The 12,606-nt window shown below is 43.5% G+C and carries 11 protein-coding genes; 5 read left to right on the plus strand and 6 right to left on the minus strand.

What is annotated here, in order from left to right; genetic code table 11:
- Nucleotides 1–224: 224 nt before the first annotated feature.
- From yabG to FN960_RS18305, 5 genes are all read right to left on the minus strand, one after another.
- Nucleotides 225–1,091: a sporulation peptidase YabG gene (yabG, locus tag FN960_RS18285; RefSeq protein WP_143850311.1), complete on the minus strand. Its 867-nt coding sequence runs from the start codon at nucleotides 1,089–1,091 to the stop codon at nucleotides 225–227.
- A gap of 54 nt (nucleotides 1,092–1,145) precedes the next feature.
- Complete coding sequence (gene rsmA / locus FN960_RS18290; RefSeq protein WP_143850312.1) at nucleotides 1,146–2,024, minus strand: 16S rRNA (adenine(1518)-N(6)/adenine(1519)-N(6))-dimethyltransferase RsmA; 879 nt, start codon at nucleotides 2,022–2,024, stop codon at nucleotides 1,146–1,148.
- Nucleotides 2,017–2,580: a ribonuclease M5 gene (gene rnmV, locus FN960_RS18295; RefSeq protein WP_143850313.1), complete on the minus strand. Its 564-nt coding sequence runs from the start codon at nucleotides 2,578–2,580 to the stop codon at nucleotides 2,017–2,019. The genes rsmA and rnmV overlap by 8 nt, the downstream gene beginning before the upstream one ends.
- A gap of 123 nt (nucleotides 2,581–2,703) precedes the next feature.
- Complete coding sequence (locus FN960_RS18300; protein WP_143850314.1) at nucleotides 2,704–3,963, minus strand: G5 and 3D domain-containing protein; 1,260 nt, start codon at nucleotides 3,961–3,963, stop codon at nucleotides 2,704–2,706.
- Nucleotides 3,964–4,224: 261 nt separating this feature from the next.
- The gene (locus FN960_RS18305) at nucleotides 4,225–4,989 is read right to left on the minus strand and encodes a TatD family hydrolase (RefSeq protein WP_143850315.1); all 765 of its coding nucleotides are present in this window, start codon (nucleotides 4,987–4,989) and stop codon (nucleotides 4,225–4,227) included.
- 564 nt (nucleotides 4,990–5,553) lie between these two features.
- On the opposite strand from FN960_RS18305, the gene FN960_RS18310 reads away from it, so the two are divergent.
- The 5 genes from FN960_RS18310 (at nucleotide 5,554) to FN960_RS18325 (ending at nucleotide 10,313) form a co-directional block, all read left to right on the plus strand.
- Nucleotides 5,554–6,714: an acyl-CoA dehydrogenase family protein gene (locus tag FN960_RS18310; RefSeq protein ID WP_143850316.1), complete on the plus strand. Its 1,161-nt coding sequence runs from the start codon at nucleotides 5,554–5,556 to the stop codon at nucleotides 6,712–6,714.
- Between the two features lie 790 nt (nucleotides 6,715–7,504).
- Nucleotides 7,505–8,338, plus strand: a complete 834-nt coding sequence (locus FN960_RS18315) for an aldo/keto reductase (protein WP_185971102.1) — start codon at nucleotides 7,505–7,507, stop codon at nucleotides 8,336–8,338.
- Between the two features lie 211 nt (nucleotides 8,339–8,549).
- Complete coding sequence (locus FN960_RS23250) at nucleotides 8,550–8,681, plus strand: hypothetical protein (protein ID WP_260682062.1); 132 nt, start codon at nucleotides 8,550–8,552, stop codon at nucleotides 8,679–8,681.
- Nucleotides 8,666–8,911, plus strand: coding sequence for a DUF3221 domain-containing protein (locus tag FN960_RS18320; protein ID WP_143850318.1), 246 nt, complete (start codon nucleotides 8,666–8,668; stop codon nucleotides 8,909–8,911). Before FN960_RS23250 ends, FN960_RS18320 begins: the two co-directional genes overlap by 16 nt.
- 169 nt (nucleotides 8,912–9,080) lie before the next feature.
- Nucleotides 9,081–10,313, plus strand: coding sequence for a hemolysin family protein (locus tag FN960_RS18325; RefSeq protein WP_143850319.1), 1,233 nt, complete (start codon nucleotides 9,081–9,083; stop codon nucleotides 10,311–10,313).
- 44 nt (nucleotides 10,314–10,357) lie between these two features.
- Here FN960_RS18325 and metG read toward each other — a convergent pair whose 3' ends face one another.
- Entirely contained in the window at nucleotides 10,358–12,334 is a 1,977-nt protein-coding gene (gene metG, locus FN960_RS18330) for a methionine--tRNA ligase (RefSeq protein WP_143850320.1), read from the minus strand.
- Nucleotides 12,335–12,606: the final 272 nt, after the last annotated feature.

Consider the following 12,606-nt stretch of genomic DNA (forward strand, 5'->3'; position numbering starts at 1 on the left):
CGTTAGCGAAAGGAGAACCCGTAGACTCCTGCGGAACAGAACGCGGCAGACCGACATTGAAGTGGCGCCCTTCCACTTCAATGTCTGAGGCCGTTCCCGCGGAAAACGCAGGGTTCTCCTGTAGCGGCGTCATTCAGCTCATTCTTATATGACTTTTTTAGTGGCCTCCTGTTCATCCTGCAGGTGTTGGCCCTTAAATGCGTCCTTAAATTATTTAATGCTTCTTACGTATGCTCTTGCTTTAGTGGCATTCCTAAACGCATGACGCCTTTTGTCTCAATGCCACCGACGCCTTTTTCGCCGGTTATCGTGTTCCGAAGGACTTCCCAGAGTCGTATGGCGTCTTTATAAGAGGTTCGGCTTACTTTTGCAGCAATATATACTGGATCAAGCGCGTGAATGTTGATCCGTTCTGGAGAGCTTGCGAAATTGGCTCCTGCCTTAATCAATGTTTCAAAATGTGATTGGCAGGCCCCCGCAAAAATAATTAATTCATCTCTATGAGAGCAATATCTGCGTGCAATACGTACACATTCTGCAAAATACTTTGTATGTCGATAGGCTCTCAGATCATCCTGATTCCCACGATCATTTAAATACGCATCATGTCCCGTTATTACCACAATATCAGGCTGCACCATCTCAAGTAGGGATTCAATCTGCTCAGGCATTTTTTTCTCCTCAAGATGTACGCCATATACTGGTACACCAAACCGTTCATAAAGCTCCGTACAGCGTTGAAGATAAAATGCATCACCGTCAAGATGCAGCACTCGACCACGCATCTCAAAAAACTGAGCATCATCAGCCTCATAGCCTGAGGTTGCATCATATTCGTTACGTTTCTTCATTAACTTGGCATCTTGGCGAAACAGACGATACGAGACGTCTTCTTTTTCTTTGCCCTTCTGCCGTCTTTTCCGCTTATCTATATCAGAGACCACCTGCAAATCCTCTAGTGGAGCATCGGCAAGCAATCTCATCTCTTCACCTGCAAGCATGGCTGTTCCTTGCCCAATTTCAACAATTCGAAACAGCATATCATGTTGATAGGAAATTCTCGTTACACTTTCTCCCACCACAAGCTTCATCGCTCCGCCCCCTCCTGTTCAGCCTATGATTACAGGAGGAAAACGGTGCAGTATTCAGGCTTTTAACCGGGTATAAAGGGCATCACTTAAAAGCGCAAATTCTTGGATGGATAGTGTTTCCCCGCGACGCTTCGGATCAATTCCTGCTTCCTCTAAAGCTTCTACTATCGCTGGCTTCTCTTCCTTTGTACCTAAATTGTGTGTCAGGTTATTTAAAATGGTTTTGCGGCGATTGGCAAAGCTAGCATGAAACACCTTAAAAAAGTAGGATTCATCTTTCACTTTTGCGGCTGGCTCTTCTCGGACCTCCAGATGCAGAACCGCTGAGTCCACTCTTGGCTGGGGGATAAATACACTAGCCGGAACGATCATCGTTCTTTCAGCGACAGCGTAATATTGGGCAGCAATGGATAATGCCCCGTATTCTTTTGTCCCAGGCTCTGCTGCAATTCTTTCCGCTACCTCAGCCTGAATCATCACCGTCAAGCTCTGAACATTTATTTTACTTTCTAAAAACCTCATAAGAATTGGAGTGGTTACGTAATAAGGAAGGTTTGCTACAACCTTTACCTGCTTCACATCAGAAAAATGATCTATTAATAACTGCTCAAGATCGGCTTTTAGTACATCTGAATGAACAACTGTTGTGTTCTCGTAGGGTGATAATGTGTCCTCTAGAACCGGAAGAAGCCTTTGGTCAATTTCAATCGCTACCACCTTTTTAGCTCTTCTTGCAAGATGTTCTGTTAAGGCCCCAATACCTGGGCCTATTTCAATCACACCCGTTTCATGATCCACACCAGAAGCATCAACTATATTCGTTAATATATTGGTATCTATTAAAAAATTCTGCCCTAAGCTTTTCTTTAAATGGAAGCCATGCTTTGCGAGGATTTCCTTCGTTCGTAGCGGCGTGGCAATATCTTTAGTCATTCTTATGTTCCTCCTTAAAAACGGTCATTAATGCTGTACGAAATTCTTCCTTAGTGATTTGGAACATATGCAGCCTTTTTAGCAGCTGTTTTCCATTCGCATATCCAATGGAAAGCTCCTTGCCCAGTCTCTCTCGCCGTTTCTTTGCATTCTCTCCAGCAATTAGTCCAGCAGCATGGAGGTCCTCCCATATAATAAGAGCAGGTGCTTGCTCACTCTCTTCATGAACAGTCTGTAGCGCTTGGCGGATGGCTTCCGGTGATGCATTTTCGACTCCAAGGTCGTCCCCGCGTTTGGAGAGGGCTTCCTCCATTGGCAGAAATGCATGCTTACAGCCAGGGATATGCCGGCTGACGATTTTACGAATTCGTTCACCAGGGTAGTCCGGGTCTGTCAAAATAATGACACCTCGCCTCTCCTTTGCCAAAGCAATTCTTTCTAGTACGGCTTCTCCGATGGCAGAGCCATTTGTTTCAATTGTATCTGCATCTACCGCCCTTTGAATAGCCGTCGTATCATCACGACCTTCAACAACAATAATTTCCTTCACCTTCATATAGGGACTCCGATCTCTCCGTCATTCTGCTCCTTATTGTACTCTGTATTCGCTCAAAACAAAAGAAGCCGATCTATACCAATATAGCTTGGCAGATCGGCTCAACGAACATACATTTATATTCTATTCAACAATCGTAACCTTTACTTGTTTCCTTCCAAAGCGTTCCGCTTCTGCTTTGGTTGGCATATGAAGGTCGATTTTGTTTCCGTTTATCGCTCCTCCGGTATCACCGGCAATCGCTGTTCCATAACCCTCTACATGAACGGTGGAGCCAAGTGGAATCACACTTGGATCTACAGCTACTACCTTCATGTTCCGATTACTATTTAAGTCAATTCCAGTCGCCGTGACTCCACTGCAGCCTGCACAACCAGCCGTATAAGCAGTAGCTGTCATTGTAAAGGATTTCTCTTCCTTCTGCGCCGGCGCTTCGACTACTTCTCCAGCGATTTGTGTATTCGTCTTCTCTTCTTTCATTGGCTCTGAGCTCGCTACGGTTGAGGCCTGTTCAAGCGTTCCAACAGCCACCACTCGATCAACGCTCTCTTTTACGGTTTCTTCTTCCAAAAGTTCTCTTGAGACTTCTTTTCCGTCTTCTAAAATGACCTCAAAGGTATTCTTAACAATACCTAATGCTCCATTTTCAAGAACTTCTTCTTTGCCTTTATCAAGGTTTCCATCATCTTTAGTGATGGTCTCAAATGAAATTTCCTCTTCCACCACATCGGTGACTTTTTCAACGCGCGTTACTTGAACATCTGTATTCTCATCTAAGCTATCCTCTAAAACGGGTTCAACTCGATCCAGATCACCTAGTTCAATCTGTTCTTTATCTAAAAAGTCAGCGACAGTTGTCGAAGTTGTCCAAATTTCCTGCTCTTCCCCATCGCTTTTTAACGTAACAAGAAATGCCGGGTCATATTGAACGGTCATATTATTTGTAATATCAGTATCTAACGCTGGTTCTATCTCATCATGCTCTTTCACTTGAACAGAAAGCTCTTCAAGTAATCCGCTGACATCATCAGCCGTTGTCCAAACATCATTGGACTCTCCATCTAGTGTTACTGCTACTTCTTTGGCTTGTTTCCAAAGTATTTCTGTATCATTCATTAGTTCTGTATCTAATGACGGTTCTATTACATCATGTTGTGTAGGGTTCCAATCCTCTTCTGCAAATAAGTCTGCAACCGTGTCAGCGTGGGTTGATATTGTAACATCTTCATTCCCATCGATACTGACGGTAACCGAATTCTTTGTCATCTCATACACCGTATAGAATATACCTGCTAAAATGATGACAAACCCCATGATCGATATGAGGTACTTATGATTCGAAACATGATCCAACAGAAGCCTGTACGTCTTTGTCGCTTCCATATGTAGACATTCCTCCTCTTAACGCTATGAAGTATATCGATTGTCCCCATCCTTGTCAAATAAACTTTAGAAAAAATTCACTTTTCCCCACAAGAATGACCTCATTATCTCTTGACAGCCTTTAAAAGAAAAGGTTTTTTTCTCGACATTACATTTTCATTACAGTTCTAAAAATGTTGAAGAAACAAGAATCAAGAAGTCTACATAGGGACAATGTCAGTACTTGTCAAACGGTGAAGAAGGATTGTCCCTGTACGAAGATCACATTTTGAATAATCTATTTGCATTTTGCGTTGTTTGTTTAGCTAACTCTTCATATTCCATCCCTCTTAGTGAAGCAATTTCTTCAGCTACTAGACTCACATAACTCGGTTCATTACGCTTCCCTCTATTCGGATGAGGTGCCAGATACGGACAGTCCGTTTCAATTAAAAGTTTGTCTAATGGTACGTGTTTAGCTACTTCTTTAGGCCTTTTAGCATTTTTAAACGTAACTGGGCCACCTAATGAAATATAAAAATTCATTTTAAGACAACGATCCGCAATTTCTACACTTCCGCCAAAGCAATGCATAATGCCACCAACTTTTTTTGCACCTTCAGCTTCCAATATTTCTACAATATCCTGATCGGCGTCTCGATTGTGAATTATGATAGGAAGGTTAACCTTCTTAGCTAAGTGAATCTGCTTCACAAACACCTCTTTTTGAATGTCCTTTGGCGATTTATCCCAATGATAATCTAAGCCCATTTCTCCAAGAGCGACGACCTTTGGATGCGCAGCCAGCTCCTCCAGCCAAATTAAATGGTCGTCTGTCATATCTATGGCGTCAACAGGGTGCCAACCCACCGCCGCATATAAGAAATCATAGGCTTCGATTAGTTCTAGCGCCCTATGAATGGTCTTCTCATCAAAACCAACGACAACCATTCGTTCCACATCGGCATCCCGAGCTCTCTCTATGACTTCCTCTATGTCTTCATCGAATTGATCTGCATTTAAATGTACATGTGTATCAAATAACATATTTACCCTCCATACCTATGTTTTTATACCTGCATCTTACCGTTTCTTTAGATATGGATGCAATCTTTAAGAGGCCAACCCGAGTAAGAGGATAGAGTCTATGCTTATGTGTTCATTACATCGATGTAAAGAAATAGAGGACGGATCATGTTTTGTTTCTTCGGATGCCGCTACCGAAGGTGGGGGCACTTACCCAAGGGAAGGTAATGAGCTCATACACCGCTACAGGAGAAAACTTCGCTTTCCACGGGAACGGCCTCAGCCCTTGAAGTGGAAGAGCGCCACTTCAATGTCGGTCTGCCACGTTCTGTTCCGTAGAAGTCTTCGTTTTCTCCTTCCGCTCATGTTCCCGTTTTTTGTTTGAGAGAAGACTTACTATCATATAAAGCTTCCTTTTCAGTGACCTAATTTTTATCAGGTATCGGCCCTTCATTTTCGTTCGCTTGTTTTAGATAGACATCGGTATTACTATTTATACAGATAGTAAGGATTTGACCGAGACTTAACTGACTTATAATAATAAAAAAGGGTATAAACGATTTTAAAGCAGAGGAGCTGAGCAACATGTCAAAAAACCTATTCGCCACTACAGCCTTTCAAAGAAATTGGCTGCAAAAACTAGAGAATCTCCGTCCCCAGATTGAACAGACTGCTCAATCAAATGATGAAACAGGGACCTTTCCTGCTCAGCATATACAAGCATTAGTTAACATTGGCTATACGTCCCTTCCCCTTCCTGAAGAATACGGGGGAGCTGGCCTTCGTATGGCTGATCTTGTACTTTTTCAAGAAACCCTCGGCAGCATGGATGGGGCTACAGCTTTATCTATCAGCTGGCATCAGGGTGTCCTAGCAGAGATTTTTGATAAAAAGATATGGACTGCCGAGCAGCTCTCATTTTTAGCTGAAGAAGTGCGAAATGGGGCTGTCATTAACCGAGCCGTAAGTGAGGCTCAAACAGGTAGCCCGACCCGCGGAGGCAAACCGGGAACACAGGCCATGCGTGATGGCGATTCCTGGGTCATTAATGGAGAAAAAACATTTACAACCATGTCCCCCTACCTAACCTATTATCTTGTTGGCGTCTGGATCGAAGAAAAGCAAACCGTTGGATTCTTTCTCATTCATCGCGATACACCAGGCTTGTCCATTCGAGAAAACTGGAATATGGTCGGAATGAGAAGCACCGAAAGCCATAACCTACTTTTAAAAGATGTGCGCGTGGACGATTGGTTTTTAGTTGAAGTGAATCAAAAGCAACGTGGTGCCCAAGTGAACGCGTGGATGACCCATATTCCCGCCAATTATCTTGGCATTGCTCAGGCGGCAAGGGATTATGCTGTCAAATATGCCACGGAGCATTCACCAAACAGTATTACCGGCACCATTAGTGAGCTGCCAAACGTTCAAGCAAGCCTTGGTGAAATAGATTTACTCATGATGCAGTCCCGCCATCTTATCTATTCTGTCACTCGCGCATACGACAGCATGGACACGCGCCACCTCATTCAAAATGAAATTGGTGCGGTGAAGCATACGGTTGTGAATAACAGCATTGCTGTGGTTGATAAAGCGATGCGAGTGGTTGGCGCTAAAAGCCTAGAACTTTCATGCCCATTGCAACGGCATTATCGTGACATCCGAGCAGGACTGCACAACCCGCCAATGGACGACATGACCATTTCAAAGCTTGCCCAAAGTGCAATAGAAGAATTTAAAGCGTAAGGCTTTTGTGAACTTGCCAACGAGTCCAGACTCGTTGGCAAGCTTTTTTAGTGCAGAGGGATACTAAGTTCCTCTGGATGAGAGCATGGAATCTAATAGACGCTTCGGCGTCGTATGTTTCCAATCAGACAATTGGCTGCGCTTACTGGCGTCCGCGCACGCACTCCGCTTTTTCGCGCAGCACATGATGATTTTCGCGCATTTTCCATCTGTGGGGTGGGGAATTGACTGTGCTTACCGACATACGCACGCGAGTTTAGATCTTCTTGCGATGGATTCCGCTTTCTTCCCGATGTATATACCTCTCATTCCCGATATCCTTGTGACAAGAGGGTCCTTGTTCATTTTTTAATCATTAGTCATCCTCTATCTCTAAATATCGTTGTCATTCCCACAAAAGCACGAACTCTAGCCTTTTAGATCAAGTCCTTATTGTTGTACAAATTCTCATTCCAATACCTAACTAAAACGAGCGGACGAAAATGGCGGGCCGACACCTGTGGGATGAAAAGGTTCAATGAGCTAAATCGACGTAGTCGAGTTAGCTCATTACCTTCCCGCGGTAAGCGTGCCCCCATTTTCGGGAGCGGCTGCCGAAGAACCAAGCCAGTAGCCATCCACTATCTCTATACATCAATGTAATGTACACAAAAGCAAGGACTCTGTATTTTTAGTAGAGTGGAGATATCATCTGTTAACAAAATTCTGAAACATAGTAAGACATACGCAGGATAATTTCTCTTCTATCAGGGTATAGACCGATAACGCTATTTCTGAAGGGAGACTGTACATGATACCAGTACGTACAACAAACGACGGATTAACCTTACCAGCCATAGGCTTTGGAACCGCAAGTGTAAAAGGGGCAGAAGGTGTTCATACCATGACCAGTGCCATTGATGCTGGCTACCGGTTGATAGATTCTGCTTTTAACTATGAAAATGAAGGTGCTGTGGGGGCGGCAGTAAAGCGTAGCTCCGTGTCTCGCGAACAGCTACGCATCACCTCTAAGCTTCCAGGACGACATCACGAATATAAAAAAGCCATCATGGCCATCCAAGAATCCCTTCTGAGAGCAGACCTTGATTATTACGACCTGTATTTAGTGCATTGGCCCAACCCGAAGCAGGAGCTATTTGTCGAAGCGTGGCAGGCCTTAATTGACGCCAAAAAATGGGGGCTGATTCGCTCCATTGGTGTATCAAACTTCCTGCCCGAGCATATTGAGCGATTAATTGATGAAACAGGAGTAACACCTAGTGTAAACCAAGTGGAGCTGCACCCTTATTTTTCTCAAGAGCAGCAGCGTTCGTTTGATCAGCAGCACGGGATTATTACCGAATCATGGAGTCCACTCGGACGAGCCAGCCAAGTGCTAGAGGATCGGTCCATTCAGACAATAGCCGATACTCACAACAAAACGATCTCACAAATCATTCTCAGATGGCATATTCAGCTAGGTGCCTTACCTCTTCCTAAAGCCTCTTCGATTGGAAGACAGCTAGAAAACCTCGCTGTTTTTGACTTTGAACTAACGGAACAGGATATGGTCACAATTAGTATCCTTACTAAAACGGATGGGCGTATTCAAGATCAGGACCCCGCGGAATATGAGGAATTTTAATATCGTCAAAGCCGAACCAGGATGTGTTAGTCTACTCACCTCCTGGCTCGGCTATTTTTTAGCTAATACACTGCCCGCCCCCCCATATATATTAGCCACCCCATCATTACAAAACATTAATACGCTTTACTTAATATTCATTGTATCGAGGTAGTACGTCAAAAAATAAAACTGTATAGTCTCTATCATAAACTTGAAGGGAGCTACTGTTTTGAGCAATCCATTGCAAGTTAATACAAAGGTATTATTGGTTATGATCGTCATTACAGCACTTGCTAGCCTCAATGCAGGTGTTCAGAAGATGCGACCGACCCTGAAGACAACACAATGGAAGGGATTGTAGCGATAATAAACGGTGATCAGATATTACTAGTAGAAGGCTTAACTAGTGAGGGGACTAAAGGATTAACAGAAGAAGAGTTGATAGATGAATCACATGGGGCGGCTTATCTTGTATTAACGGAGGGTAATGAGGATGTGACAGTTGGTGATGAAGTTAAGGTCTGGATTGAAGCCCTAAATACATCGCATCCTGCGTTTGGAGATGCAAGTAAAGTAGAGGTTCTACCTTGAGTAGGATAAAGGTATCCGTTTCTAGATAAACCCATCCTGCCTCATATAACGGCAGGATGGGTTGTTCTGATTGAGCCCTCCCTTGACCTTGCCAGTTGCGCTATATATGATAGAGCTAACTGTCCGTATATGAATGAGTCTACGGATCAACCAACTGGAGGGAACATTCTTGATCTTTGCGATTATCGTATTGTTTATTGCTTCAAGCTTTTTCTCCGGCAGTGAAACGGCTCTAACTGCTGCCAACAAAATCAAACTTCAAAGTAAAGCCGCCAATGGAGATAAAAAGTCCGAGCGACTGTTGAAGCTTGTATCAAATGCTGAGGAGTTTATTCCGGGTATTCTAGTTGCAAATAATGTACCGAACATCGTCCTGCCTTCTCTTGTTACCATTGTCGCTTTGGAACATGGCATCAATGTCGGAATTGCTACTGGTGTACTAACAGTCGCTATCATTATTTTTGCTGAGGTCTTACCAAAGTCTGTTGCCGCAGCTTATCCAGATCGTATTGCGTACATGGTATATCCACTTACACGATTACTGCTGATTATTTTAAAGCCTGCCACCTACCTCTTAAATGCCCTTACCCATTTAGTTATTAAGCTAATTGGACAAAAGGATACAGATCAGACCTCCTTTTCAAAAGCAGAGATGAGAGCGATGTTTGATATCGGGCAAACGGAGGGAACGTTTGAAAACGAGGAAGTACATAGATTAAAAAGCATGCTTGATTTTCAACAATTAAATGTTGCGGATGTTCTTAAAACGCCAAGAATTGATGTACATGGGCTTTCAGCAGACATGACATTTGAAGAAGCTCAGGAGATTCTATCCCTTAATCAATACTCTCGTTATCCGGTATATGAAGAGAATCTTGATCATATTATTGGGGTCTTTCATTCAAAATTTGTCCTTGCCTGGTTTCAGAACCCTCACAAACAAGCTAGGGACGTTGCTGATTTGAATCCAATGTTCGTGAACGAATTTCAACCAGTAAACAGTGTATTTCAGCGGATGATTCAAGAAAAAAAGCATATTGCCATTGTGTTAGATGAATATGGCGGCACAGAGGGAATCATTACACATGAGGACCTTATTGAAGCCATTATTGGACAAGATATTGAGGACGAGACCGATGTTGATGATGTGTTAGTTGAAAAACAAACGGAAACAGAAATCATATGTGACGGAAAAATCGCACTACGTCGCCTTAATATCGTCTTTAATACACGAATCCCTGAAGCAGAGGATAACTTAGCCGGCTTTCTCCTTCATCAGTTTGGTTATCTACCTACTGTAGGTGAAACGGTCACATTTAATGACCTTCATTTTGAAATCCTAGAAGTGGAAACAAGAAAAGTCAGCCGCGTTAGAATTAATAAGATAGAAATAGACGAATAAAAGCAGGACGGCACAATGAAATCTAGTGCCGTCCTGCTTTTTCCTTATTTAACTTGGGCTCCATTTGGTAAAGCTCCATCAATGGTAGCAAGCTGAAGCTTTTTCCCTTTAGAACCTGCTAAAATCATACCCTGTGAGAGCTCTCCACGTAGCTTCACTGGTTTAAGGTTCGTTACACAGATAACCTTTTTACCTACTAGGTCTTCTGGTGTGTAAAATTTCGCAATACCTGAGACAACCTGACGCTGCTCATAGCCTAGGTCAAGCTGAACCTTTAAGAGGCGATCGGCTCCTTGCACTGGCTCAGCTGCAGTCACTTCCGCTACACGCAGCTCCACTTTAGCAAAGTCATCAATTGTAATTTGATTCTCGTCTTCTATTTCTTCCGGCTCTTCTTCCTCTACCTTACCGCCCATTAGTTCCACAATATGAGCGACCTCTTTTGCAACATCCAAGCGAGGGAAAATCGGTTCGCCTTTACCAACCTTTGTTCCAGCTGGAATTTGCCCAAATTCTGCGGTTGAATCCCATGTAGTAAGAGCTTGCTCAATACCAAGCTGCGACCAGATCTTACCTGGTGTTTTAGTCATGAATGGCTGGATAAGCACAGAAATAATTCGTAATGACTCCGCTAGATGGTACATCACAGTGCCAAGACGTTCTCTCTCTCCCTCATCCTTTGCTAGGGTCCATGGCTGAGTCTCATCAATGTATTTATTTGTACGACTGACAAGCTGCCAAATTGCCGTTAAAGCAATAGAGAATTCCATCTCCTCCATTGCATTCTCTACTTTTGTGATCGTAGCCCCTACAAGATCAAGCAGATCCTCGTCAAATGGGGTGCCATTTTTCACATAAGCAGGAATTTCTCCATCAAAATACTTTTGAATCATCGCAATGGTTCGATTTAATAGATTCCCCAAATCATTTGCTAAATCGTAGTTCACTCGCTCCACAAATGCATCCGGTGTAAACACCCCATCTGAACCAAATGGTACTTCACGTAGCAAATAATAACGAATCGCATCTAGGCCGTAGCGGTCGATTAGTGGAACAGGGTTAACCACATTTCCTTTTGATTTTGACATTTTGCCGTCCTTAGTAAGAAACCAGCCGTGCCCAAAAACTTTTTTCGGTAGCGGCACATCTAATGCCATGAGCATAATTGGCCAATAGATTGTGTGGAACCTTAGGATATCCTTACCTACTAGGTGAACACTCGCTGGCCAGTATTTCTGATACAAGGCATCATCATCGGTTCCATAACCTAGAGCCGTAACATAGTTTGCTAATGCATCAATCCAAACATAGACCACATGCTTTGGATTACTCGGAACCTTTACACCCCAATTAAAGGTTGTACGAGATACAGCCAAGTCCTCAAGTCCTGGCTTGATAAAGTTATTCACCATTTCATTTTTACGTGATACCGGTTGGATAAAGTCAGGGTTCGCTTCATAATGGGCAAGCAAACGATCCGCATACTTACTCATCCGGAAAAAGTAGGACTGCTCGCGGACTTTTTCAACGGGATGTCCTGAGTCTGGACTCTTTCCGCCTGTTACATGACCTTGTTCATCCTTCGTCGCATCTACAAGCTCACGCTCATTATAAAAAGTTTCATCTGAAACAGAGTACCAGCCCTCATATTCTCCAAGGTAAATATCATCTTGTTTAAGCAGCTGTTCAAAAATCTGTTCTACCACAACTTTATGACGATCCTCTGTTGTCCGGATGAAATCGTCATATGAAATATCAAGCTTCTCCCAAAGTGCCTTAATCGGTTCTACCATTTTGTCAGTGAATTGAAGTGGTGTAAGACCTTCCTCTGCTGCTTTCTTCTCAATCTTCTGGCCATGCTCATCCGTACCCGTTAAGTAACGAACCTCATATCCACGTAGACGTTTGTATCTAGCCATTGCATCTCCCGCCACCGTTGTATACGTATGACCGATGTGCAAATTCCCGCTCGGGTAATAAATCGGGGTCGTAATATAAAAGCTGCTCTTTTCTTCAGGCATGATATGCCCTCCTCTGCTTCATTTTTTCCATATAAAAAAGCCCTCATCCGCAATCGGGACGAGAGCTATGCTCACGTGGTACCACCCAAGTTCCCCCTCGCTTCACAGCAGAAGGGCTCATAAAGTCATCATGACTTATCTGTTAACGCCAGCTACGCTCTCCCCTTATGGCAAAACCACTCGAAGACAGAATCCTCCCGGACCATACTTCCACTTACATCCTCAACTGGTTTTCAGCTACCCCAGCTCTCTGTGTGATTCTGTATCGTGTA

Source organism: Alkalicoccobacillus porphyridii, from assembly GCF_007293315.1.
Taxonomy (GTDB): Bacteria; Bacillota; Bacilli; order Bacillales; family Bacillaceae_D; genus Alkalicoccobacillus; species Alkalicoccobacillus porphyridii.